The organism is Labrys sp. HAY1-8F (assembly GCF_056754975.1).
Genome location: NZ_JBPGWZ010000002.1, coordinates 5,246,783 through 5,270,403 on the forward strand (window position 1 = coordinate 5,246,783; position 23,621 = coordinate 5,270,403).

Annotated in this window: 20 protein-coding genes and 2 pseudogenes; 10 read left to right on the forward strand and 12 right to left on the reverse strand. The window is 63.6% G+C overall.

What is annotated here, in order from left to right; translation table 11 throughout:
- Positions 1–131: 131 nt before the first annotated feature.
- The 4 genes and pseudogenes from ACR9ZN_RS33380 to ACR9ZN_RS33395 form a co-directional block, all read right to left on the reverse strand.
- Positions 132–578 (reverse strand): DoxX family protein, encoded by a 447-nt coding sequence (locus ACR9ZN_RS33380; protein WP_454813500.1) that lies wholly within the window; start codon positions 576–578, stop codon positions 132–134.
- Between the two features lie 59 nt (positions 579–637).
- Positions 638–1,102: a tetratricopeptide repeat protein gene (locus tag ACR9ZN_RS33385; protein ID WP_481274235.1), complete on the reverse strand. Its 465-nt coding sequence runs from the start codon at positions 1,100–1,102 to the stop codon at positions 638–640.
- 31 nt (positions 1,103–1,133) lie between these two features.
- Positions 1,134–2,107: pseudogene (locus tag ACR9ZN_RS33390) on the reverse strand (MBL fold metallo-hydrolase).
- Between the two features lie 219 nt (positions 2,108–2,326).
- Positions 2,327–3,265 (reverse strand): LysR family transcriptional regulator, encoded by a 939-nt coding sequence (locus tag ACR9ZN_RS33395; protein WP_481274236.1) that lies wholly within the window; start codon positions 3,263–3,265, stop codon positions 2,327–2,329.
- A 112-nt stretch (positions 3,266–3,377) separates the two neighbouring features.
- On the opposite strand from ACR9ZN_RS33395, the gene ACR9ZN_RS33400 reads away from it, so the two are divergent.
- Both ACR9ZN_RS33400 and ACR9ZN_RS33405 read left to right on the forward strand, forming a co-directional pair.
- Positions 3,378–4,760 carry an MFS transporter gene (locus ACR9ZN_RS33400; RefSeq protein ID WP_481274237.1) on the forward strand — a complete coding sequence of 461 codons (1,383 nt, stop codon included), beginning with the start codon at positions 3,378–3,380 and terminating at the stop codon, positions 4,758–4,760.
- Positions 4,761–4,771: 11 nt separating this feature from the next.
- Entirely contained in the window at positions 4,772–5,161 is a 390-nt protein-coding gene (locus ACR9ZN_RS33405; protein WP_434955889.1) for a hypothetical protein, read from the forward strand.
- 13 nt (positions 5,162–5,174) lie between these two features.
- Here the strand turns inward: ACR9ZN_RS33405 and ACR9ZN_RS33410 are convergent, their stop codons facing one another.
- The 4 genes from ACR9ZN_RS33410 to ACR9ZN_RS33425 form a co-directional block, all read right to left on the reverse strand.
- Positions 5,175–5,972, reverse strand: coding sequence for an inositol monophosphatase family protein (locus tag ACR9ZN_RS33410; protein WP_481274238.1), 798 nt, complete (start codon positions 5,970–5,972; stop codon positions 5,175–5,177).
- A complete protein-coding gene (locus tag ACR9ZN_RS33415; protein ID WP_481274239.1) occupies positions 5,969–6,703 on the reverse strand; it encodes a FadR/GntR family transcriptional regulator in 735 nt (244 codons plus the stop codon). Before ACR9ZN_RS33415 ends, ACR9ZN_RS33410 begins: the two co-directional genes overlap by 4 nt.
- A 163-nt stretch (positions 6,704–6,866) precedes the next feature.
- On the reverse strand, positions 6,867–8,663 hold the full coding sequence (locus ACR9ZN_RS33420) for an autotransporter outer membrane beta-barrel domain-containing protein (RefSeq protein WP_481274240.1): 1,797 nt from the start codon (positions 8,661–8,663) through the stop codon (positions 6,867–6,869).
- 639 nt (positions 8,664–9,302) lie between these two features.
- Positions 9,303–9,962, reverse strand: a complete 660-nt coding sequence (locus tag ACR9ZN_RS33425) for a GntR family transcriptional regulator (RefSeq protein WP_434955893.1) — start codon at positions 9,960–9,962, stop codon at positions 9,303–9,305.
- A 159-nt stretch (positions 9,963–10,121) separates the two neighbouring features.
- On the opposite strand from ACR9ZN_RS33425, the gene dctP reads away from it, so the two are divergent.
- From dctP to ACR9ZN_RS33450, 5 genes and pseudogenes are all read left to right on the forward strand, one after another.
- Entirely contained in the window at positions 10,122–11,162 is a 1,041-nt protein-coding gene (dctP, locus tag ACR9ZN_RS33430) for a TRAP transporter substrate-binding protein DctP (RefSeq protein ID WP_454813513.1), read from the forward strand.
- A gap of 1 nt (position 11,163) precedes the next feature.
- Positions 11,164–11,679: pseudogene (locus ACR9ZN_RS33435) on the forward strand (TRAP transporter small permease); the annotation flags it as partial.
- Positions 11,680–11,775: 96 nt separating this feature from the next.
- Positions 11,776–13,119 (forward strand): TRAP transporter large permease, encoded by a 1,344-nt coding sequence (locus ACR9ZN_RS33440; RefSeq protein ID WP_481274417.1) that lies wholly within the window; start codon positions 11,776–11,778, stop codon positions 13,117–13,119.
- A 27-nt stretch (positions 13,120–13,146) separates the two neighbouring features.
- Positions 13,147–14,571, forward strand: coding sequence for a malonyl-CoA decarboxylase (locus tag ACR9ZN_RS33445; protein WP_481274241.1), 1,425 nt, complete (start codon positions 13,147–13,149; stop codon positions 14,569–14,571).
- Positions 14,572–14,581: 10 nt separating this feature from the next.
- Positions 14,582–16,099, forward strand: a complete 1,518-nt coding sequence (locus ACR9ZN_RS33450) for a malonate--CoA ligase (RefSeq protein ID WP_481274242.1) — start codon at positions 14,582–14,584, stop codon at positions 16,097–16,099.
- A gap of 141 nt (positions 16,100–16,240) precedes the next feature.
- Here ACR9ZN_RS33450 and ACR9ZN_RS33455 read toward each other — a convergent pair whose 3' ends face one another.
- Positions 16,241–17,821, reverse strand: coding sequence for an alkaline phosphatase D family protein (locus tag ACR9ZN_RS33455; protein WP_481274243.1), 1,581 nt, complete (start codon positions 17,819–17,821; stop codon positions 16,241–16,243).
- A gap of 262 nt (positions 17,822–18,083) precedes the next feature.
- Between ACR9ZN_RS33455 and ACR9ZN_RS33460 the strand changes: the two genes are divergently transcribed.
- Positions 18,084–19,514, forward strand: a complete 1,431-nt coding sequence (locus ACR9ZN_RS33460) for a hypothetical protein (protein ID WP_481274244.1) — start codon at positions 18,084–18,086, stop codon at positions 19,512–19,514.
- An 84-nt stretch (positions 19,515–19,598) separates the two neighbouring features.
- On the opposite strand, the gene ACR9ZN_RS33465 is transcribed toward ACR9ZN_RS33460, so the two are convergent.
- Positions 19,599–20,453: a LysR family transcriptional regulator gene (locus ACR9ZN_RS33465; RefSeq protein ID WP_481274245.1), complete on the reverse strand. Its 855-nt coding sequence runs from the start codon at positions 20,451–20,453 to the stop codon at positions 19,599–19,601.
- Between the two features lie 99 nt (positions 20,454–20,552).
- Between ACR9ZN_RS33465 and ACR9ZN_RS33470 the strand changes: the two genes are divergently transcribed.
- Positions 20,553–20,954, forward strand: a complete 402-nt coding sequence (locus tag ACR9ZN_RS33470) for a tautomerase family protein (RefSeq protein WP_481274246.1) — start codon at positions 20,553–20,555, stop codon at positions 20,952–20,954.
- 28 nt (positions 20,955–20,982) lie between these two features.
- Entirely contained in the window at positions 20,983–21,774 is a 792-nt protein-coding gene (gene attM, locus ACR9ZN_RS33475; RefSeq protein ID WP_481274247.1) for an AttM family quorum-quenching N-acyl homoserine lactonase, read from the forward strand.
- A 29-nt stretch (positions 21,775–21,803) separates the two neighbouring features.
- On the opposite strand, the gene ACR9ZN_RS33480 is transcribed toward attM, so the two are convergent.
- Entirely contained in the window at positions 21,804–23,084 is a 1,281-nt protein-coding gene (locus ACR9ZN_RS33480) for a cystathionine gamma-synthase family protein (protein ID WP_454813522.1), read from the reverse strand.
- Between the two features lie 141 nt (positions 23,085–23,225).
- Entirely contained in the window at positions 23,226–23,600 is a 375-nt protein-coding gene (locus tag ACR9ZN_RS33485) for a nuclear transport factor 2 family protein (protein WP_441772598.1), read from the reverse strand.
- Positions 23,601–23,621: the final 21 nt, after the last annotated feature.

The following is a 23,621-nucleotide window of genomic DNA, read 5'->3' on the forward strand; positions in this document are numbered from 1 at the left end:
TTGCCGCTCCGAGGGAACAGGCGGGTTGCGAGATCGGCCGGCAGCGGCCCGGCGGGAATGCGTTTCGTTTTAGCAGTGCAGCCGCGCTCGCAATGACGATATTCCGGGTTCGCAATCAAACGGCTGTCGCCCTAGAACAGGATCCGCCTCAAAGGACTGGGCAGCGAGGGCAGTTGCCGCAGCAACCGATCCAATGAAAAGCTGCCGGATCCTGCAATCGACAGGACGAGCATGCCGCCGGCGATGGCGAGGTCCTTCTCGAAATGCAGCAATTCGTTCTGGCTTGAAAAGTCCATATGGAAAAGCGTCGCCGTGGCGAGGCAGAACAGGCCGAGTAGAATGGCGCCGATGCGGGCGAGAATGCCGAGAGCGAGGGCCAGGCCCGCCCCCAATTGCAGTGCTATGACGCCGACGACCATGGGGGCGCTGATGCCGACCACGGCCATGGCCTGGACGGTGCCCGTGAAATGCATCGCCAGGGTTGTCCCTTCGTGAACGAAGATCAAGGCGAGCAGCAATCTGCCGGCGAGCAGCACGGCATTGGTGAGTCCTGCCTTGATCTTGCTGATTTGAGTCATCGCAGCCACCTCCGACCAAAAAAGGGCGGCAGGCGCGTTGGCGCCTGCCGGCTCACACGTCATTTCGTCACCTTGGTGTCGATGGCTTTCTGCAGGTCCTCGAGTTCCTCGCAGCCCTGGGGACACAGCTTGCCGAGTTCCGACAATTGCATCTTGGCCTTGTCGACGTCGCCGGTCTCGACATAGAGCTCACCGAGATATTCTCGGGCGGCCTTATGACCGGGCTGCAGTTCCAGCGCCTTGGTATAATAGGTTAGCGCTGTTTTGTAATCGCCGGTTTTGCGCAGCGTGAAGCCGAGCAGGTTGTAGACATCGGCCTGCTGGGTATCTTCGGCCAGGCCCCGCAGTTCGTCCAGGGCGCCGGTATAGTTCTTGGCTTCGATCTTGGCCTTGACGGATGTCAGGTCCGGCGCGTCGGTGGATTCGATATTGTCGACGGCATAGGCGGGTATCGAGAGCAGCGTGGTGGTGACCGCGGCCAGTGCCAGCGTGGCCACCGCTGTCGCGACTGCATATTTTAGCATGGTTTTTCTCCTGATGGCGGAATGTCGGTTTTCAGAGCTGTGCGGTCGGCGTGAAGCCGTAGGCATTGCCGTCCTTTACGAAGGTGCCGCTGCCGGGGAATGGGAAATGCGAGCCGCAGATCCTGATGTTGTCGGCGATCACCCGGTCGATGAGCTTGCGCCGTGTTCCGATGGCCATCGGACCATCCTGGTCATAGGCGCCTTGCCAGTCCGGGTGGGGGCAAGCAGAGCGGGCACATACATGATGTCGGCCGAGACCATGAACTGCTCGTTGCCGGAACCCATGAGATAGACGGAGTGTCCTGGCGTGTGGCCGGGCGCCGACAGGATCTGGATGCCGGGCGCGACTTCGGCCCCGTCCTGCACCAGCTTCCAGTTCTTCCATTTCGGAAAGTTTTCGACGATGCGCTTGCCGGCGGGTCGCCGCCCTTCCGCCAGCTTCTCGACGCGCGACGGGTCCGTCCACCAATTGTATTCGGCGGCGCTGACGATCAGTTCCGCATTGGGGAAGACGGGCGCATTGGTGCCCTTTTCCATCAACCCCCACACATGATCGGGATGGAAATGCGAGATCATGATGGTGTCGATGGCCTTGTAGTCGATACCGGCTGCGGCCATGTTGGCCGGCAGATGCGTGGCATTGGCCTGCCATTGTCCGACACCCGAGCCGGCATCCATCATGATCAACTTGTCATTGACCTTGAGCACGACCACCGTGAGAGGGATCGGCATGAACTCGGTGGTCAGGCCGGCCTTGGACAAGGCCGCCTTGGTATCTTCCACCGATGCGTTCTTGATGAAGGTCGGGTCGTGGGGCTTGCGCCAAATGCCATCATAGATAGCCGTCACCTCGATGGATCCGACCTTGTATTTGTAGAAGCCCATGCTTGGCTCGACGGGCGTCTGGGCGAGGGCAGGGGCTATGAATTCAAGTTTTCCCGCCAGGCCGAACGCTGCGGCTGCCGCCGCAGAACCCAGCACCGAACGGCGCGTCATCTTCAGCATTCTGGTCACTCCTGTTCAACGGCTTATGCCGGACGGTTGCACTGCCTGTCAGTGCCTCCGCTGAGTGACCAGACCTGGGGACGCATGGAATTATTCCCGTCCGTCGCAAAGTTTTTTCGATCTCCGGGATTCGTGTTGTCGGCGCGCCAGTCCGTGGGGATCGAACTCGACCGTTTCATCCCTCGATGTAGGGCGCGGTCGCCGTGCCCTTCCGACGCCTCATGCGCTCCGTTCGCTGCCTGAAGCGGAAGAGCGGGCAAGATGGGCTTTCACGAAGTCGATCCAACTGCGCACCTTGCGCGGCAGCTGTCCTGCGGCCGGGTAGAGCGCATAGACATTCTGGGCGGGAAAGCGATAGTCCGGCAATGCGTCCAGCAAACGCCCCTTAGCCAGATCGTCCTGGACGAGCCATTGCGGCAGCAGGGCAAAGCCAGCGCCCCGCAGGGCAAAGGCGCGCAGGATCGAAGCGTTGTCGGCGAGAAGGCATGGTTCGCCGGCCGGCCGATAGGCATGGCTGCCACCGGCACTATCCTTCAGGTCCCAGGCAGGCACCTGCTCCAAACGCCGATGCCCGAGCCGCGGATAGTCGTCGAGCGCCGCCGGCGTGTCGATGCGTTTTCGGCCCGATGCGGCAAGCAGGTCGGGTGCGATGACGGGACGCATTTCGAATGTGTCCAGGCGGACGGCCTTGTAGCCGAGATCGCGCAACCGGCTCAGCTCTCCCAGGCGGATGGCCACGTCGAAACGCTCGCGCACGAGATCGGTCTCGAGGGAATGCGTCTCGATCTGGACCCGGAGGGCCGGATGCAGGCGCATGAAGGCCTGCAATGCCGGCACGATCCGCGTCAGACCGTATTCCACCGTGGTGGTGAGGCGCAGGGTTCCGGTGAGATCCGCATGCTCGCCGCGCGCCTCCTCGATGGCGAGACGCGCGGTCTCCAGCATGTCGACGCAACGCGCGTAGAAACGCTCCCCTGCCGCCGTCGGCACTACGCGCCGCGTGGTGCGGCTGAACAGGGGAATGCCGAGATCCCCTTCGAGCTGCTTGACGTTGAAGCTCACCACCGCGCGGGCCTGGCCGATACGGGCGGCGGCAGCCGTAAAGGAACCGGTCTCCACCACGGCACGGAAGATTTCGAGACGGCCGAGGCTGATCAAACTCGTTCTCCATTGTCAAAAATAATGCGCCAATATTGTCCAATTATTCGACCTATTTATCGTATTGGCAATCGCTAGGTCTGGGGCAGTTCATCAGCTCTCCATGTCGGTCATGTCGGTTCGTTCAAAAATTGCTATCGTCTACCTGCTGGGTTTCGGCCTCGACCTCGCCAACATGTTCGTCATCAACGCGGCCTATCCGGCTCTCGGGCGGGAATTGCAGGCATCCCCGGCGCAATTGGCCTGGACCGGCAATGCCTATATGCTCGGCCTGACCGTGGTGATCCCGCTCGGCGCCTGGATGGCTGCGCGCTGGGGCGAGCGTCGGGTCTTGCTGGTGTCCCTCGGTGTGTTTGCGCTCGGGGCAGGCGGTTCGGCTGTTGCAGGGTCCCTCGCTGCCTTGCTGGCCTGGCGCCTGGCGCAGGGACTGGGAGGCGGCGCGCTGATCCCGGTCGGGCAGGCGATGGCCTACCGCGCCTATCCGTCGAGTCAGCGCGCCGGGCTGACATCCCTGGTGATGATGGTTGCCCTGATCGTCCCCGCCCTGTCGCCGGGGATCGGAGGCGTCGCCGTCGATTTCCTGTCCTGGCGCTGGATCTTCATCGGCATGCTGCCCGTGGTCGGCCTCGCCTTCTGCCTCGTGCAGCGCTGGCTGCCGAGAACGGAGCGCCAGGAGGATCCAGGTCCCCTCGACGTCTCCGGATTCGCGACCAGTATCACCGCCCTGGTCGCGCTTCTGCTCGGGCTGACCTGGCTCGGTGAAGGCGAGCAGGCCTGGCTCGCAAGCGTCGCCATCGGCATCGCCATTCTGGCCGGGACACTCCATGTCAGACGCGCTTTGGGCAGGTCACGGCCCTTGCTGGAGCTCAGGCTGCTGTCGCGACCACTGCTGCGTGGCCCGGCCATCGTCTATCTGTGCGTACCCGGCGTTTTCGTTGGCGTGAACCTGGTCGCCTCCCTCCATCTCCAGGGCGAGCTCGGCCTCACGGCTTCCCAGACGGGAGCCCTGATGATTCCCTGGTCGATCGCGGCTTTCGCAGCGATCTCCTGCACGCGTCTCGCGATTTCCCGATCAGGGCCGGTGCCCCTGCTCGTGGCCGGGATGCTGGTCCAAGCGGGGGGCATCCTGCTGCTCTGCGCCGGTGGTGACTGGCTGATCCCAGCCTATCTCGCGATGGGGTTCGGCGGCAGCCTGTGTTCGAGCGCGGCTCAGAGTGCGGCCTTTCTCGACGTGCCGCATCGGCAGATGGGCCAGGCCAGCGCGCTGTGGAACATCAATCGCCAGTTGAGCTTCTGCCTCGGCGTCGCGGTGATGAGCTGCCTCGTCGGCAGCTTCGCGGGGATACTGGGCCCGTCGGCGCCATCGCAGGCCTATCTCTGCGCCTTCCTCGTGGCGGCGGCGCTCTCGCTCCTGCCCCTGCCGGCGATCCTCCGGCTACCGAACCTCCAGGCCCGGCGCCTGCTGGGCCATGTGGTCCGTTCCGAAACCGAATAAGGAGACCAAACATGCATGATTGCTTTGCCCAGGAAGTCATCGACACCTGTGTCGAAATCCGCCTGTGGCTGTCGGGAGAGGGAAATGAAACGCACTTCTCCAGTTTGCTCGAGCGCTTCTCGCCTGCCTTCACCATGGTGACCCTCTCAGGAGCGCAGATCGACTATGAGGGCTTGCAAACCTTCTTCATTCAGGCTCGCGGCAGTCGGCCCGGATTGCGGATCGTGATCGACGAGCTGGAGACGCTGCTCGGCAACGAGGACGGGGCCGTCGTCTCCTATCGCGAGCGGCAGGAGAGCGCCTCGGGTGGGACCACCATGCGGCGATCGACCGCCGTCTTCACGCGTGACGCACAGGGCTCCGTGCAATGGCTGCGTCTGCAGGAAACGCCGTGCCTCTGAGGCGGTGGTGCGATCACGCTGGCCAAGCCTGTTCCGCCTGCAGGAGATCTTGCAGGGATTGGCGAATAGCCGGGGTACAGGCGAGGACCTTGTGGTCCTGCAGTAGGCCAGGTCCGCGCGGAAAATCACTGGCCCAACCGCCAGATTCCTCGATCAGGAGCAGGCCGGCGAGCACGTCCCAGCTCTTGAGGGAGAGCTCGCAAAAGCCGTCGATACGGCCGCAGGCGACCTGGGCGAGCCCCATCGCCGCCGAGCCGTTCTGGACGAAGGCATAGTCGTTTGCGAGGAGGCGGCCGATCAGCCCGAGATAGTCGGCGGCGGGGTGCCGAAGCGAATATCCCGCATCGACAATCGCATCGGAGGGACCACGTGTCGTGCGAACGCCGATGGGGCTCCCGTTGCAAAAGGCGCCCTGGCCGCGCCGGGCGCTGAAGATCTCGTCGGCGATCGGATCGTAGACGACGCCGCTCTCCGTCCTGCCGTCGACGCAAAAGGCGATCGACACGGCGAAGTGGGCGATGCCGCGGGCAAAGTTCAGCGTGCCGTCGATCGGATCGATGACCCACAGATGGCGTGCGGGCGAGCCGCCGGTTTCCTCGGTCAGTATGCCATCGGCCGGGAACGCCCCGGCAAGTTGATCGATCAGGAAACGATCGATTTCCAAATCGGCCTGGGTCACCGGATCGTGCCGGCCTTTTTCGAAGCTGGACAGCGCCTCGTCGGAGCGGAAGTAGCGACGCGCGATTGCTCCGGCCTGCCGGGCGCATTCCTGGGCGAAGCGATGCCGCCGGTCGATGTCGTCGCCGATCACGATTTCCGCTCGCGCCTTGCCACCAGAGAGCGTTTCACGTCCTCCTCCGCCTCGTCGAGCAAGGAGGTGATGGCCTTGGCGGTCGCGATCGGATCTCGCTTTGCAATGTTGTCGACGACCGCTTGGTGCAGGGCGAGCGAGTGGCTCTGGCCCTCGGGATTGTCGTCCGTCGGGCGAAAGCTGATGACCAAGGCGGTCTCGATCAGCGCGGCGAGGGAGCCGATCAGCTCATTGCCGGACATGCGCAGGATGGCTTGATGGAAGGCGAGATCGGGTATGGCGAAGCGTTCGCTGTCGTCGCCGGCCTGCTGCATTCGCGAGAGCAGGAGGCGCAACTGCGCGACCTGCTCATCGGTCGCCCTCTCGGCGGCCAAGGCGGCGGCCATCGGCTCGATGGCGCGCCGCAGCTCGAACAGGGAACGGGCCTCCTCGGCCGTGGTTCTCGGCCCGTAGCGCCAGACCAGCACGTCGGGGTCCAGGAAGTTCCAGTCCTCTCTGGCGCGCACGCGCGTGCCCACCTTGGGGCGCATCTCCACCATGCCTTTATTGGCGAGCACCTTGACGACCTCTCGCAGCACCGTGCGGCTCACGCCATGGGCGGCACTCCAGTCATCGGCATTCGGCAATTGATCGCCCGGGGCGAGGTCGCCCCGCACGATGCTCTGGCCGATGTCGTTGAGAAGGCGCGAATAGAGGCTGGTGCCGGTGGCGTTCCCTCCCAGGGAGCTCATGGGTGAAACCTTGGAAGGAAAGGCTGCATTCTTCATTCTATTCCTGTTAGCGGCGTATCACGCCGCGGATAAGCAGCTTGGGACGATGGCGGTGAGGTCGCATGGCAAACTTGCCTTGACAAAGCTGCCTCGTCCAATCCTCACCGCGCCGGTATCCTTCAGATCACAGCTTCATGTCGAGATTGACCTTGAAGGCATGGCCCTGGGTGTGGCTGGCAAGCTGGCCGGAATAGGAGGCTCCCAAAGTTGTGTTGGGCGCGAGCGCGATGTCGACGCCAGCCTCGACCGCCAGCGCATCCTTGGCGAGCGGCGCGCCCGCTATCGTGAAGGACGAACCATTGTTGAAGGCGAGCTTCGCATTCTGGGTCACGTCGTCGAAGGCGTGCTGCCAGCCGAGCGTGCCGCGCAGGGTCAGCGTGGTCCCGGCGACGTCGAAGCCGGTCGAGGCATGGAGCCCCAATGTGGTGTAAACGGTGTCCGCCGAACTCTTCTGGCTGGTCAGCGCCGCTGTGGTGCCGCCCTTCTCGGCAAAGCCTTGCGTGTCCAGATGGACATAAGCGAGATTGGCGAAAGGCTCGAAGGCGCTCCGACCGAGATCGAAGCGATAGCTGAGCTCACCGAAGGCCTGTGCCGTCGCAGCATTGTACTGCCCCGAAAGCCTTTCGCGGAAGGCCGGGAATACGACATCGCGCTTGGTGTCGACATTATGCCAGCCATAGATGGCGCCGGTACGAAAACCGAGCCGGCCCCATTGCGTGCCGCCATAGAGGCCGAGCTGATAGTTGTTGCTGGAGCCGTCGGAGGTCCGGGCGGAGACGTCGAAACTCGTATGGCTATAGCCGGCGAGGACGCCCACGCGCCAGTCCCCAACCGGTGCATCGATACCGCCGATGAAGCCGCCGCTGGTGCGGTCGAAGGAGGCGGCGTCGCCCGAACCCTTGGCCCGGCCGGTGGCGGCGAAGGGCGTGCCCCAGACGACGATGCCGTCGGTGTTGCCTATGGCCGCGCCGCCTGACGTTCCGGCGATACCGCCGAAGGCCGAGCGCAGGCGTCGGTTGGCGGCATCGCGTGGGTAGCGGCTATCCTCGAGGAAGGCGCCCTTGATATCGGCATGGATCTCGCCCGAGAGCGCATTTCCGTAGGGACGCACATAGCGGTAGAAGCCGATTGCGGTTTGGCCGGGATGGTTCGGATCTTCCTCGCGATTCAGGATGTGCATCGACCAGCCGTCGGGCGTGTTCTTGAAGACCAGGCCTTCGACTTCCTGCTCGCCATTGGTCTTGAGATTGCCGATGAGCTCGACCTGGCCGGTCACGAGATTGGCGCGATAGATCAGCTTCTGGTCATTATCGGTCGAAAAATACATCCAGCCGTTGAAGATCTTGCCACCCTGGGCCTGATCGATGGTCTGGGACAGGGGAATGTATTTCTGGAACGACCAGTCCGAAAGGTTGTAGACGGCGAGTTCCGTTGCATTTTCATAGGCCATGCCGTAGCCGACGCTGTTCTTGGCGTCGACGGCCACCCAACTGGCGATGTCATGCGTGCCATGCGGAGGATTGAGCGGAAAAGCCTGGCCGAGATAGGTCAGTGTTTTCGCGTCATAGATCGCGAAGACCGGCCTTTCATATTTGCCATTGGTGGTCGGCGAGCGGTTGCTCGTGTCCAAAGAGATGTAGAGCTTGCCGTCGGCATAGTCGATGTCGCCGATATGGTTGAGCCCGATATCGGAATATTGGGAGGGATTCTTCAGCGCATCTGGAATGGCTGAGGTAACCAGCAATTTCGGATCGAAGGAGCCGTTGGTCATTTCCAGGGCATTGGTGCCGGAAAAATACCAATTGGTGCCGTCGGTGGTGACGCCCTGGCCGCGTGAGGCATCGACGCCCGAGAACAGTGATTTCTCGACCATGATCCAGGGTTCCACCGCCAGCGCGGGCAGGCTGGTGGCACCGAGCATCGACAGACCGACGAGGCATGGCCAGGCGGTTCTGCTGAGCCAAGGGCGGAGTCCGGCACAGGCGATGGGAGCGAAGGTAGTCTTCTCAGGCGGTTTGCTCGACGTATCAAACGGTGTGGCAGGCATGGTTTCGATCTCTCGGGGCAGGTTTTTGTGAGTGCACAGCGGCGCCCGCCGACCTTGCGGCCGGCGATGACGTGCGAAAATGCGACTATGACGAAACATCCCGGCCGGCGGCGGCACCAGCCCGGCCCTGGATATTGGCGAGGATTTGGAGGAGACGCGCCAGTACAGATGAAATCGGACCGGCGCGTGTCAGGTACAATCAAAGCATCGGCTTGAAGACATGTACCGGCATCCGCTGTGCGGATGATGTGATCTCGGCGAAATAGCGGGCTGAGTAAGAATTCCTATCGGTGGTCACGAGGCGCGGTCACGAGCAGGCTGCCTCGATGCCATCCGTCCCGTCCGATGGGTAGGATGGCGGGGTGCTTGCTCGATGAGATGCTTCATAGGGACGGCGCGTGACAATAGTATGAATAATATGAAGAATGGAAAAGATGGTCGCGGTGACAAGCCAAGGCAGCCTTGTCGGCGAGTGGCGGCTTCAAAGCACCTGATTTGTAGTGCGAGGTTTTCTTATTCCGCAGCCGCGCGGTTCAGCGAGGCGATCAGATCGGTGAAACGTTCGCCCTGCACCGCGACGTGATCATAGAGGCGTGTGGAGGCGAGGGCACTATCGCCGGCCAGCAGGGCGTCGACGATGGCTTCGTGCTCGGCCAGCGAGGTGCGCATGCGGTTGCGTACACGGAGCTGGAGGCGGCGGAAGGGAGCGAGGCGTTTGTGCAGGGCGATGGCCTGCTCGGCGATGAAGTCATTGCCGCTGGCCACATAGATGGCGCGGTGGAAGCGTTCGTTCTCGTAGTAATAGACGTCCATGTCGCCGCTGTCGGCCGCCTTGCGGCAGGCTTCAAGCGTCTCTCCCAGCGCGGCCTCGTCACTCGGTAGCAGGCGGCGGGCGGCCAGGCGCCCGCAGATCGCCTCAAATTCGGCCATCAGGCTGAACATGTCGATCAGGCGCTTGGGATCGGGGGCGCTGACGATGGCGCCACGGTGCGGGCGGATCTCGACCAGACCGGCAGCCGCCAATTGCTGGAGAGCCTCGCGGATCGGCGTCCGCGACACCCCGAATCTGGCCGCCAGCGAGACCTCGTCGAGCCTGTCGCCGGGCTTGGACACCCCTGTGGCGATTTCTTCTTCGATCTGGTTGCGCAGGCGGGTCGCGGGTTTTTCGCTCATGGCCGATATCCTCCGCAATTTCGTACGACTCTCAAGGTGATGGAGTCAATCTCGCAAAACTTGTATACAATTTTATTGTAACTGTTTCAAAACTGCAATAATGGTGAATGCAACCGCAGGCGGAACCAGCCAGCCTCGGATGGATGAGAGGAAATCGCCATGTCGCTTGCCTTGAGGCAGATGTCGCTTACCCGGAGGCAGATCCTGACTGCCGCACTTGCAACGCCATTGATCATCCGGTCGGCCGGGGAAGCCCGCGCCGCCACTACATTGAAGATGTCGCATCAGTTTCCCGGCGGCACCGTCGAGCAGGGGGATTTTCGCGATCGGCTTTGCCGCATCTTCGCCGCCGAGGTGGAAAAGCGCACCAGCGGCGCCTTGAAATTCGACGTCTACGCCAATGCCTCGCTGATGAAGACCAATGCGCAGTTCTCGGCCATGCGGCGCGGCGCCTTGGACATGTCGCTGTTTCCCGTCGCCTATGCCGGGGGCGAATTGCATGCCACCAATCTGGGCCTGATGCCCTGCCTGGTGACGAGCTATGAGCAGGGCGCCGCCTGGAAGAATGCCGAAATCGGCAAGGCGCTCTCTGGCATCCTGGAGGCCAAGGGCATCAAGATCATCGCCTGGGTCTGGCAGGGCGGCGGCGTGGCCTCGCGCGGCAAGCCGGTGCTGACGCCCGACAGCTCCAAGGGGCTGAAGATCCGTGGCGGCAGCCGGGAAATGGATCTGATGTTCACCGCCGCCGGGGCGCAGGTCTCTACCATGCCCTCGAACGAAATCTATATCGGCATGCAGACCAGTGCGCTCGACGCCGCCGTCACCTCGTCGACCAGCCTGATTTCCTTCCGCCTGGAGGAACTCGCCAAATCGCTGACCTCGGCGCGAAAAGGCTCCTTCTGGTTCATGCTCGAACCGCTGCTGATGTCCAAGACGATCTTCGACGCCCTGCCTGCCGATCAGCAGAAGGCGCTCCTGGATGTCGGCACCGAAATGGAAGGCTGGGCCACCAAGCAGGCGCAGCACGACGACGAGGAGGTCGCCAAGGTCTATGCCGCCAAAGGTGTCGAAGTCGCCGATTTCAGCGCGACCGACCTCGCCGAGTGGCGCAAAGTCGCCGAGGCCAGTTCCTGGAAGGATTATGCGGCGCGCTCGAGCGAGGCCGCGGAGTTGCTGAAGCTCGCACAGAAGGTGGCGTGAGATGGGCGGCTCGATCCAGCACGACGCCATTCTCGCCGCCGACGAAACCCGCCCGGCGGAACAGGCGGGAGCGGTGCGGCGGGTGTTCGGGGCTGTCAACGCCGTCGCCTTTCGGCTCTCGGCCGTGGCTCTGCTGGCGGCGGCTGTGGTCCTCACCTTCGGCGTCATCACCGGGCATGTGACGCGCCAATCCGTGCTCTGGCAGGACGAAGTCACCATCTACCTGATCGCCGGTGCCATCTTCCTGTCGGCGGCCTCGGTGCAGGCGGTACGCGGCCATGTCGGGATCGACATCCTCGACCATTGGCTGCCGGCGACCTCCGGCACCAGGCGGCTGGTCGTTGATGCGCTGGTGCTGTTCTTCTGCGTGCTGTTCGCCTGGAAATCGGGCTCGCTCCTCCATGAAGCCTGGGTGGACGAGCAGACTTCGCACTCGGCCTGGGGCCCACCCTTGTGGATTCCCTATTCCCTGCTGACGGCAGGCATGGTGCTGCTGGCTGCGCAGGTCGCCCTGCAGGTGGCGGAACGATCGCTGCCGGTGTGCATCATCGTGCTGCTCGCCGTGCTCGCCTTCGCCCTGTGGTCGCGCCCACCCCTGCCGCTACTAACCGGCCTGCCGCAATGGGGCATCGGCGTTGCCTACTGTACTGCGACGCTGATCGTGCTGTTCTCGGGCATGCCGATCGCCTTCGCCCTCGGGGTGGTGGCGCTGACCTTCATGATCCTGTTCATGCCGGCCGCCTCGATCGACACGCTGGCGCAGAATTTCTACGAGGAACTGGCCAATGTCATCATCCTTGCCATCCCGCTCTTCATCCTGAAGGGGGCGGCGATCGGTCGTTCCAACGCCGGCAAGGATCTCTATTCGGCCTTGCATGCCTGGCTCCATCGCATTCCTGGTGGGCTCGGCGTGGCCAACACGGTCGCCTGCGGGCTGTTCGCTGCCATGGCCGGCTCCTCGCCCGCCACCTGTTCGGCCATCGGCGCCGCCGGCATCCCAGAGATGCGGGCCCGCGGCTATTCGGGCGGCTTTGCCGCCGGCATCATTGCGGCCGGTGGCACGCTCGGCATCCTCTTGCCGCCCTCGGTCACCATGCTGCTCTATGCGGTGGCGGCAGAGGTATCGCTCGGCAAGCTGTTTCTGGCCGGAATCGGCCCGGGCCTGCTCCTGATGACGATGTTCGCCATCTACGCGATGCTGCATTACCGCAAGGAGAAGCGGCAGGCCCTGGTCCAGGCCGAGCGCACCGGCGTTCGTTCGGCCATCCTGCACGAGGAGAGCTACACCTTCGCCCAAAAGCTTCGCATGGTCGGCTGGGTGGTGCCCTTCGTCTCCATCCTCGCCGGCGTGATGGTGGTTCTCTATGCCGGCTGGGCGACGCCCTCGGAGACCGCCGGCGTCGGTGCCGTGCTGGCCCTGGTGGTGATCTCGGCCATGTACGGCATCTGGCGGCCTTCCAAGGTGATGCCGATCCTTTCGGGTACGCTCAGGGAATCGACCATGCTCTTGATGATCATCGGCATGTCGCTGCTCTATTCCTATGTGATGAGCTATCTCCAGATCAGCCAGTCGGCGGCAGCCTGGATCATCAGCCTGAACCTGTCGAAATGGCTGCTGCTGACGGCGATCCTGCTCTTCGTGGTGGTGCTCGGCTTCTTCCTGCCGCCGGTCTCGATCATTCTGATGACGGCGCCGATCATCCTGCCGCCCTTGAAAGCGGCCGGCTTCGACCTGATCTGGTTCGGCGTGGTGATGACCATCGTCATGGAGATGGGCCTGATTCATCCGCCGGTCGGGCTCAACATCTTCGTGATCAAGAATATCGCGCCGGACATCCCGCTCGGGGATATCATGCGCGGTACACTGCCTTTCGTCGGATTGATGGCGTTGGCGGTGGTGCTGGCCTGCCTGATCCCAGGCCTCGCCACCTGGCTGCCCAATCTGATCATGGGGTAATCCATTGACAGGGTATGGTGAACAGCGATGAGCAGAAACTTCCTGCAGGAATTCCTGGAAGCGGTCGCAGAACGGGGGAGGGGCCTCATCGGCCTCGAACGCCTCTCATCCCAGGTGCGATCGACCGATCTGCTGGCCCTCAGCAATGCGTTGCTGACCGGCCGGGGCGAGGTTTCCGGCGTCGCCTTGGCGCAGCAATGGCTCGATGCCTATGCCGCGGCCGATGACGAGCATCGCCGCCGCCATCTGGCGGCGCTGGCCGAGGACTTCGGCGCCGACCAGCCGCGCCTGGATGCGGCGATAGAGGCCTATCTCGGTGACAAGTCTCCCCGGACCATGGCCGAACTCAGCGCCGCTGCCGAGCCGAGGCGCCAGGAGCTCTTCCGCCGGCTCAACCGCCCCGCCGGCGGCACGGCCGCCTTGGTGCGCCTGCGCGAGGACGTCCTCGCCAGCCTGCCTGACAATGAGGAGTTGGAGGCCCTCGATGCGGATCTCGCCCATCTGTTCTCGTCCTGGTTCAACCGGGGTTTCCTGATGCTGAAGCGGATCGACTGGACGACGCCGGCGAACATCCTGGCCAAGATCATCCAGTATGAGGCCGTGCACACCATCCATAGCTGGGAGGATTTGCGCAGCCGGCTGGAGCCTTCGGACCGGCGCTGCTTCGCCTTCTTCCATCCGCAGATGGCGGACGAGCCGCTGGTGTTCGTCGAGGTCGCCCTTACGCAGGACATACCGGCGACCATCGCGCCGCTGCTCGCCCTCGAGCGCAAGCCGATCCGGGCCGAGGATGCGACCACGGCGGTGTTCTACTCGATCTCCAACTGCCAGGTCGGCCTGCGTCGCGTTTCTTTCGGCAATCTCCTGATCAAGCAGGTGGTCGAGGAACTCCGGCGCGACCTGCCAAAGCTGAAGAGTTTCGTCACCCTGTCGCCGGTTCCCGGATTCATGGGCTGGCTGAAGCGGGAACTCGCCAAGGAGGAGCCGCATATTCCAGGCGTGGCCGACCTCACGGTGCTGGAGGGGCTGTTCCGGCCTGCGGAGCATGGGGGAACCGGGCCGGCAGAGGCCATGCGTGAAGCGCAACTCGCGGCTGCCGCCCATTATTTCCTGGTGGCCCGGACACCATCGGGTGCGCCGATCGATCCGGTGGCGCGGTTCCATCTGGGCAATGGCGCCCGCCTCGAACGCATCAACTGGCGGGGTGACGTCTCGCCGAACGGGTTGCGCCAGGCCGGAGGTCTCATGGTCAATTATCTCTATGATCTCGATGCCATCGAAGACAATCACGAGGCCTTCGCCAATCAGGGCGTGATCGCCGCGAGCCCGGCCGTGCGCAAGCTTCTGAAAGCCACGGAAACGAAGCCGATGCGTCGCAAGACAGCCGTACCGGCCCTGCCACCACCCACCCGCAGCGCCGATCCGGCCCCGCGGCCTCGTCCCAATCCCTGAGGAAATTTGCGTGTCGAACCATCTGTTCAGCCTGATCCGTTCCCGGATGCCCGAAGCGGGGAGACCCTTCCTGACCCTCTCCGACGGCAGCGGCTTCGACTATGGCGCCGTGCTTGCCTGGTCGGGACGCTATGCCAACGCCCTGCGCGGCTACGGGGTCGAGGCCGGCGACCGCGTGGTCGTCCAGGTCGAGAAGAGCCCGCAGGCGGTGTTTCTCTATCTTGCCTGCCTGCGCGCCGGCGCGGTGTTCGTGCCCCTCAACACCGCCTACACCAAGGCGGAGCTCGACTATTTCGTCGGCGATGCCGAACCGCGCCTGCTGGTTTGTGCGCCTGAGAAGGCGGATGAACTGGGCGAGATCGGCACCCGGCTCGGCGCTGCCGTTGCAACCCTGGGAAGCCGTGACGACGGCTCGCTCGCCGAGGCAGCCAGGAGCGCGCCGGAAGCCTTCGACGACGTTGCGCGCGGCGAGGACGATCTGGCGGCGCTGCTCTACACCTCTGGCACTACCGGGCGCTCCAAGGGTGCGATGTTGACGCATGGCAACTTGGCTTCCAACGCCGTTACCCTGGCCGCCTATTGGCGCTTCAGCCAGGCCGACGTGCTGCTGCATGCCCTGCCGATCTTCCACACGCATGGCCTGTTCGTGGCCATCAACACCACGTTGATGGCAGGCTCCTCGCTGATCTTCCTGACGCGCTTCGATGCGGCGGAGGTGCTGCGCCACCTGCCCGAAGCAACCTGCATGATGGGGGTGCCGACCTTCTATGTCCGCCTCCTTCAGCAGGAGAGCCTGACGGCCGAGGCGACCGCCCATATGCGGCTGTTCGTGTCGGGATCGGCGCCCCTGCTGTCGGAGACCCATGAGCAATGGAGAGCGCGCACCGGCCATGCCATCCTCGAACGCTATGGCATGACCGAAACCAACATGATCACCTCCAACCCCTATGACGGGGCGCGCGTGGCCGGTGCCGTCGGCATGCCGCTGCCGGGCATCTCGCTGCGCATCACCAGGCCCGAGACGGGCGAGGCCTTGCCGCAAGGCGAGATCGGCATGATCGAGGTGAAGGGCCCCAACGTGTTCAAGGGCTATTGGCGCATGCCGGAAAAGACCAAGTCGGAATTCCGGCCCGACGGCTTCTTCATCACCGGCGACCTCGGCAAGATCGATGCCCAGGGTTATGTCCACATCGTCGGACGTGGCAAGGACCTGGTGATCACCGGCGGCTACAACGTCTATCCCAAGGAAGTCGAGACGGAAATCGATGGCATTCCCGGCGTGTTCGAGAGCGCCGTCATCGGTGTGCCGCATGCCGATTTCGGCGAGGGCGTGACGGCCATCGTGGTGCGCAAGCCCGGCGCCACCGTGGAGGAACGAACGATCCTTCAGACCCTGGAAGGGCGCCTCGCCAAGTTCAAGCAGCCCAAGCGCGTGCTCTTCGTCGACGAATTGCCGCGCAACACCATGGGCAAGGTCCAGAAGAACGTGCTGCAGACGACCTATCGCGATCTTTACGCGCGGGGGTGATCGATATTGTCATCCCGGACGCGTTGCAGCACGAAGTGATGCAGCGCAGATCCGGGATCGCAAGCCGGATGAGGCCATATCTCGATGCGGTCCCGCATCTGCGGCGCAGCATTGCATGCTGCACCGCGTGCGGGATGACACTCAGCCGAGCTTCGGCTCGAGCTGGGTCGACCAGAGCGAGGCATCGGCGGCGTCGCGCAAGGTGACGGTCATCACCCGCGTGTCGGCGGCGATGGCGACATGGCCGAAGAACTGCAGGCCGGCCGCGGGCGACAGGTTCTGCTGGCCGCCTTCCGGCGCCTTCACATATTTGAGCTCGGGCCCGAAGGTCATGTCGAGGTCGTTCGGGCCGAAGGTGCCCGAGTGGAGCGGGCCGGAGACGAACTCCCAGAAGGGATCGAAGTCCTGGAAAGCCGCCTTGTCCGGGTTGTAGTAATGGGCGGCGGTGTAGTGGACGTCGGCCGTCAGCCACACCGTGTTCTTCACGCCGGCCGCCTTGATGAAGCGCAGGAGATCGGCGAATTCGAGCTCGCGGCCGAGCGGCTTGCCATTGTCGTTGTTGGAGACGGCTTCGAAGCCCTTCTTCTGGTCGGCCTTGTCCCACACCACCAGAGCGAGCGGCATGTCGGCGGCGATCACCTTCCAGGTCGCCTTGGAGTTGGCGAGTTCGCGCTTGAGCCAGGCAAGCTGCTCGGCGCCGAGGAAGGCGGCTTCCCCACCTTCCGTGGCCTGCAGATTGTCGCCGTTGGGGCCGCGATAGGTGCGCATGTCGAGCATGAAGACGTCGAGCAGCGGGCCATAGGGGATCTTGCGATAGACCCGGCGCGGCTCGGCCAAAGTGGTGGCGATCGGCATATATTCGTGGAAGGCCTGTGCGCCGCGCGCCGCCAGGGCCGCAATCGACTTTTCCTTGTAGCGATCATCGCTGAGCAGGTCCTTGGAGGACGACCAGTTGTTGGTCACCTCATGGTCGTCCCACTGGGTGACGACAGGAACCTGCTGGTAGAGCGCGCGGAAATTCTTGTCCATGAGGTTGTATTTGTACTGTCCGCGATATTCGTCGAGGGTTTCGGCGACCTTGGACTTTTCCGGCGTGACGATGTTCTTCCAGATGGTGCCGTCAGGCAGCTTCACCTCGGGCTTGATCACGCCGTCGGCATAGATGTTGTCACCGGAATGGATGAAGAAATCCGGGTTGTGCTTGAGCATGGCCGAATAGATCTTCATGCCGCCACGGTCGGCATCGATGCCCCACCCCTGGCCGGCGGTATCGCCGGACCAGACGAAGGAGACGTCACGCAGCCCGGCCGGAGCCGAGCGCAGATGTCCGGTGACGACCTCGCTCTCGACGCCGGTATGGGCGAGATCCTGGAAGCGCACGCGGTAGAAGATCTCCTGGTCCGCCGGCAGGCCTTCCGCCAGGATCTTCACGGTGTAGTCCGTCTCGGGGGAGGCCGTCACCGTCGGCAGCCGGTTCACGGTCTTGAAACTCTCGGTGGTCGACCATTCGAAGATCGCATTGGCTGGGCGGTCGGTGCGTGACCACAGCACGGCTCTGTCGCCGGCTACGTCGCCCGACTGCAGGCCGGCCGTAACCTGGGGACGATCGGCGGCACGGGAGACCCCCGGCATCGCCAGCGAACCCGTTGCACCGAGAAGGCCGGTTGCGGCGGTTGCGGTCAGGAAGCGGCGGCGGGACAAAGGTCTTTCGATGAAGCGCATGGCGACTCTCCGGCTTGAATTGCGCTCCTTCTTGGCCACCGACATGACAGAGGCATGTCAAATAGTTGGAGGAATTGTAAACTGTGCTCGAGAGGGGCGGTGAACGGGTCTCATGCGGTGGCCTGCAGCAAAAATTCACAGGCGGCGCGCATCGGGTTATGGCATAGGGAGACGGGGATCTTCCATGCAGCAGACCGGGTATTTTATGACTTTCTTGAAGAAATCTGAGCGTAAGCACCGTGTTGCGCGCAAGGCAATGCTGGTGAGCGTCGCGCTGATCGGGTTGGTCTCGCCGCCGGCAATGGCAGAACCTGCCACCGAGCAGGGAGCCAAGGCGATCCGAGAAGAGATTGCTCGCTATCTTGGCCCGAAAGTGATCGAGAAGGGTATTGTCACGGTCAAGCCCCATGGCGACAGCTACGATCTCGTCTACGATCTCAGCAGCAGCAAGCTCGGCCTGCCTGCTGACGGTGCACAATTCAGCTTCGGTCCGCTTGCCACCCGCCTTACGCCGCAGGGAGGTGGCAAATATGTCTTCGAGCAGACGGTGCCTTCGCTCGATTTCGTCTACAAATCGGGCAAGGCCGGCCCTCAGAGCGAACTGGTCCAGCGCCTGAAGAATTGCATCGGAAAGGGCGTTTTCGACCCCAAGGCCGTGCAATTCACCGATCAAACAATGAGCTGCGAGTCGGCCGTCTTCACGATGCGCTCGCCCATCGAGGACATCGACGCCAGCGTCGGCAAGATCGATTTCACCATCACCGGAAAGGTGGGGGATGCCAGCAAGACGGACCTGAACATGACGGGCGACCTCCTGGACCTCGTCGAGACGGTCACCGTCAAAGATCCGGCCAACCCTGCCCCTCCCATGGTGCTGCGCGCCGATCGCGTGCACGAGACCTTCGTAGCCAGTGGCTTCAGCAGCCCGCAGTTCATGCAGGCCCTCGCCTATTTCGCGGCCCGCAAGGCTGGCGACAATGGCAAGGCGGCCCAGGAGCAGGCGCGGGCCAAGCTGAAGGCCGTATTGCCATTGTGGCAAACGCTGACCGCGCAGATCCGCTATGACAACATGACGGTGGGGACGCCCAAGGGCATCATCAAGATTGCCTCGGTGGATACCAATCTCGCCTCGAACGGCTTGGTGAAGACAGGTAATGTCGGCCTGAATCTGGCCATGAACGGTCTCGTCCTGCCGGACGGCATGATGCCCGACTGGGCCAAGTCCCTGGTTCCGGAAAAAGCTACCCTCGATTTCAACCTGACAGGGCTCGATCTCGAGACGATCGCCGGCAAGATGATCGAAGCTGGCACCGATGCAAAACCTGCCCAGGCCGACGCCTTAAAAGCGGTGCTGATGCCCTTGCTTCTGGCGAACCAGCCCAAGCTCACCTTCGGCCAGAGCCTGACGGCGCCCGCCTACGATGTGAAGGGGCAGGGGGAAACCTCATTGCTGCCTGCCCAGCAGGGCAAGGCGACGGTCTCTACCTCCAATCTGGATGGAATCGCCGCCGCTCTCGGAAAGGCCGGTGGCTCCGACCCCGGGCCGCAGCGCGCCGCCATGGGCATCGCCTTCCTGAAGGGCCTGGCGAAGACCGGGCCTGACGGCCGGCTGACCTGGGATATCGACTTCGACAGTCTCGCCCGCAAGGTCACTGTGAACGGCCAGTCCTTCGGGCCGGGTGCGCAGAAATAGGGCGCCTTCAACCTGCAAGCTGTGCGTTCGGAGGGTGGCCTTCCCTGAAAGGCCGCCCTCTTCGCGTCTAGAGTACCGAGGCGATCAGGCAAGCTCCTTGGACAGCAAATGGCGGACTTCCGTTACCAGGGCCGATTCGCCGGCCTGGGGCGGCAGGATGGAGAATTCGATGTCGGGCATGGCCGGAAGGCCGAAACCGGCGTCGAGAATGGCCATGCCGGCCGGTATGGCGGAACGGTTGAGGCAGGCCACGCCCAGGCCGGCGGCGAGCGCCAGATGCAGGCCGGCGACCCCGGCAGCCGAATGGGCGATCTCATAGTCGATGTCGCCCTGGTTGAGCGTGCGGATGATCAGGCGCTGCAGCGCGCAGGCCTCGGGAAGCACCACCAGCGGCAGGCGCTGGCTGCCATCGAGCGCAAGGGTGGGAGAGGCCACCCAGGACAGGGGTTCGCGGCCGAGCCGGATGCGGCCGTCCTCGCCCGGCGTGTCGTCGTCGAGAAGGCGCATCGACAGGCCGATGTCGAAGTCGCGGCGGCTCTCGATCATCAAGCTCTGGCGGGTGGAGACATGCAGCCTGAGTTGCGGATAGCGCTCGCGCAGGCGCTTGAGCAGCAGCGTGATCGTCGCCGGGCGGAAATAGTCGGTGATGGCCAGGCGCAGATCGCCGGCAAGTGGCATGCCCAGGACATCGCGAAAAGCTTCCTCGCTGAGCGCCAGCAGCCGGCGCGCATGCACGACCAGGCGCTCGCCCGCCGGCGTGAGGCTTGCACCGAATTTGCCGCGCACCAGCAAAGTCACGCCGCAATGCTGCTCGAGCTTGCGCATCTGTTCGCTGACGGCCGATTGCGAGCGGTGGACCCGTGGCGCCGCTGCCGACAAGCTGCCTGTTTCGGCGATGGCGACGAGCGTTTGCAGCAGGTCGAGGTCGAAGGGGCGCATTTATTCATCCTATTTTCCGATGGATAATATCATATCTTCCTGCTTTTCCGAATGAAAGCTTCGCTTCATACAGGCGCTGTCCCCCATGAAGGAGCTGACATGCCCGGTATCTTTCTCACCGTTTCCGGCCAGGCCGACGGCAGCCTCACCCGCCGCCTTGCCGACGAAGTCGCGCGTCTCACCTGCACCGTTCTGCGCAAAGAGCCCGATCACACCCTGGTGACGGTCGACTATCTGCCGCATGAGCAATGGTTCATTGCGGGGCAGTCCCTGGCGGAGCTCGGCAAGAACTCGTTCCGCCTGGAAGTGACGGTCACCGACGAGACCAATACCCGGGAGGAGAAGGCCGCCTTCCTCGCCCAGGCCTTTGAGCTGCTGTCGGCGATAATTGGAAACGTTCATTCCCATTCCAATGTCCACATCGTGGATTGCCGGGCGACGACCTATGGCTATGGCGGCATCACCCAGGATCGCCACTACCATGAGAGCGCGAGAGGATGACCGCCTCGGCGGGCAGTCGGAGTTTCGAATGTCTAGTCTACGTTTGTATATGTTCCAGTCCGGCACCCAGCGCTGCAAGCTGCACCACATCAAGATGAACCAGGGCGAGGGGGAGGACTACGAGATCCCGGTTCCCTGGTTCCTGGTGATGCATCCAAAGGGAGCCGTGCTGATCGACGGAGGTCTGGCGGCTGAAGGCCTTGCTGATCCCGGTGCCTATTGGGGTGGCAGCGTCGAAGTCTTCCGGCCGGTGATGACGTCCGAACAAGGCTGCCTCGCCCAGCTTCAGGCTCTCGGCGTCCAGCCCGGCAATATCCGCTTCGTGTTGCTCTCGCACCTGCATTCGGACCATAGCGGCGCCGTCGGCCGCTTTCCCAACGCCACGCACATCGTGCAGCGCCGGGAATATGAGTACGCCTTCGCCCCCGACTGGTTCGCAGCGGCAGCCTATGTCCGCCGTGACTTCGACCGGCCGGGCCTCGCCTGGCAGTTCCTCGAGGGGGAGGCGACCGACGATTTCGATCTCTATGGCGATGGCAGCATCCGGATCCTATTCACCCCAGGGCATTCGCCCGGCCATCAATCCGTGCTGGTCAACCTTCCGAACAGCGGGCCGTTCCTGCTGGCGATCGATGCCGCCTATACCTGGGACCACTGGAACGAGAAGGCGCTGCCGGGCCTGATGTGCTCGGCCAGCGACGTGGCGCGGTCGGTACGCAAGCTGCGTTTCCTCGCCGACCGGGTGGGGGCGACCGTGGTGCCGGGCCACGATCCCGAGGCCTGGACCGGGTTCAGGCAGGCCCCGCACTTCTACGACTGACGCGCCCGTTCCCCAGCATGTCTGCCCGCTCAGGCCTCCAGCGCCTGGGCGAGGTCGGCGATCAAGTCCTCGGCATTCTCGATGCCGACGCTGAGCCGGATGGTCGCGTCGGTCACGCCGAGCTGGGCCCTCAGTTCGGCCGGTACGCCCGAATGGGTGGTCGAGGCGGGATGGCTGGCCAGCGACTCGGTGCCGCCGAGGCTGACGGCGAGCTTGAACACCTTGAGTGCGTTGAGCAGCCGGAAGGCCTCGGCCTGGCCGCCCTTGATCTCGATCGAGAAGGTCGAGCCGGCGCCGGTGCATTGGCGCTCGAATACCCGTCGCGCCGGGCTGTCTTCCGGCAGTGCGTGCAAGGCATGCACGGCGGCGACGCCGGCATGAGCGGCCAGGAAGTCGGCAACGGCAATCGCATTGCGTGCAGCCGCCTGCATGCGCAGCGACAAGGTTTCGAGCGAACGGCCGAGCATCCAGCAGGTGTGGGGATCGAGCTGGGTACCGATGGCGCTGCGCAAGGCGCGCACGGGCTTCAGCACGGCCTTGCTGCCGATGGCCGCGCCGGCGATCAGGTCGCTGTGGCCGCCGATATATTTGGTAGCCGAATAGACCACGATATCGATGCCATGGCCGAGGGGGCGCTGGAAGAGCGGACCCAGCAGTGTATTGTCGCAGACGATCACCGGCCGCGCACCCTGGAGCTCGGCGATGCGATCGGCCGCCTCGCTGATGAGGGAGAAATCGACCAGGGTGTTGACCGGATTGGACGGGGTCTCGATCAGGATGACGCTGACACGGCCCGCCGTCATCGCCTTGTCGGCCGCCTCACTGATTGTTGCGGCATGCAGACCGTCGATGAAACCCGTGTGCCCGATGCCGAAATCGGCAAGTGTACGGGCGAGCAACGTCTCGGTGCCGCCATAGAGCGGCTGGCTATGCAGCACGACATCGCCGGGACGGGCATAGGCCAGCACAGCCATGGAGATGGCCGCCATGCCCGAGGAGAACAGCAGGGCGGCTTCGCCGCCCTCATAGATGGCGAGGCGATCCTCGACGATCTCGGTGTTGGGATGGTTGAAGCGCGAATAGACCAGGCCAGCCGCACTGCCGGCGGGGGGCGAGCGTCGGCCGGAGGTATAGTCGAAGAAATCGCGACCATCCTCGGCCGATTGGAACACGAAGGTGGAGGTGAGGAATACCGGTGGCTTCACCGAGCCTTCCGACAGGGCCGGGTCATAGCCATAACCCAGCATCAGGGTTTCGGGATGCAGGGGATGATTGCCCAATGTGCGCTTGTGGCTGCGATCGACGGCCATGACCGGCTCCTCTCACGGATTGCCTCGCTGGTGGTCCGTGGGATGGTGCTGCCGGCGAGGTCAGTTTGTCAAAAGGCGAGGCGATGGAGGGATGGAAAAGGGGCGGGAAACGTGGCCGGGTGGATTGGCACACGTCGCTCTTCAGTCCCCTTGTGCGGCAAGCCTCGGCGTGCCGAGCTTGAACCAGGCCTTGGCGATCCTGCCGTCCTCGACCTCGTAGATCGCCATCACGTCGACCTCGCCTCGGCCCTCTGGGAAATTGCGGGTGACGATTTCGCGGTCCACCACCAGGGTGCCGACCGAGAGCCGGCCGATCAGCTTGCCGTGCAAATCGGGTTCGCGAAAACGAACGAGGTGGCGGGCCCGGATTTCGGCGGCGCCCGCCGCCAGCAAGGTCGAAGGATGCTCGAAGACCAGCGCATCCTCATGCCAGAAGGTCATGAAGGCTTCGATGTCGCGGGCATTATAGGCGGCGAGCTGGCCGGCAATCACGGCTTCTGCTGCGGAGGCGTCCATCTTGGTTGTCCCAAATAGGCA

Bases quoted from the DNA above. Each gene is read 5' to 3' on its own strand.
- ACR9ZN_RS33380 (WP_454813500.1), bottom strand. From the start codon at position 578: ATGACTCAAATCAGCAAGATCAAGGCAGGACTCACCAATGCCGTGCTG.
- ACR9ZN_RS33385 (WP_481274235.1), bottom strand. From the start codon at position 1,102: ATGCTAAAATATGCAGTCGCGACAGCGGTGGCCACGCTGGCACTGGCC.
- ACR9ZN_RS33400 (WP_481274237.1), top strand. From the start codon at position 3,378: ATGTCGGTTCGTTCAAAAATTGCTATCGTCTACCTGCTGGGTTTCGGC.
- ACR9ZN_RS33405 (WP_434955889.1), top strand. From the start codon at position 4,772: ATGCATGATTGCTTTGCCCAGGAAGTCATCGACACCTGTGTCGAAATC.
- ACR9ZN_RS33415 (WP_481274239.1), bottom strand. From the start codon at position 6,703: ATGAGCTCCCTGGGAGGGAACGCCACCGGCACCAGCCTCTATTCGCGC.
- ACR9ZN_RS33420 (WP_481274240.1), bottom strand. From the start codon at position 8,663: ATGCTCGGTGCCACCAGCCTGCCCGCGCTGGCGGTGGAACCCTGGATC.
- ACR9ZN_RS33425 (WP_434955893.1), bottom strand. From the start codon at position 9,962: ATGAGCGAAAAACCCGCGACCCGCCTGCGCAACCAGATCGAAGAAGAA.
- dctP (WP_454813513.1), top strand. From the start codon at position 10,122: ATGTCGCTTGCCTTGAGGCAGATGTCGCTTACCCGGAGGCAGATCCTG.
- ACR9ZN_RS33445 (WP_481274241.1), top strand. From the start codon at position 13,147: ATGAGCAGAAACTTCCTGCAGGAATTCCTGGAAGCGGTCGCAGAACGG.
- ACR9ZN_RS33455 (WP_481274243.1), bottom strand. From the start codon at position 17,821: ATGCGCTTCATCGAAAGACCTTTGTCCCGCCGCCGCTTCCTGACCGCA.
- ACR9ZN_RS33465 (WP_481274245.1), bottom strand. From the start codon at position 20,453: ATGCGCCCCTTCGACCTCGACCTGCTGCAAACGCTCGTCGCCATCGCC.
- ACR9ZN_RS33470 (WP_481274246.1), top strand. From the start codon at position 20,553: ATGCCCGGTATCTTTCTCACCGTTTCCGGCCAGGCCGACGGCAGCCTC.
- attM (WP_481274247.1), top strand. From the start codon at position 20,983: ATGTCTAGTCTACGTTTGTATATGTTCCAGTCCGGCACCCAGCGCTGC.
- ACR9ZN_RS33480 (WP_454813522.1), bottom strand. From the start codon at position 23,084: ATGGCCGTCGATCGCAGCCACAAGCGCACATTGGGCAATCATCCCCTG.
- ACR9ZN_RS33485 (WP_441772598.1), bottom strand. From the start codon at position 23,600: ATGGACGCCTCCGCAGCAGAAGCCGTGATTGCCGGCCAGCTCGCCGCC.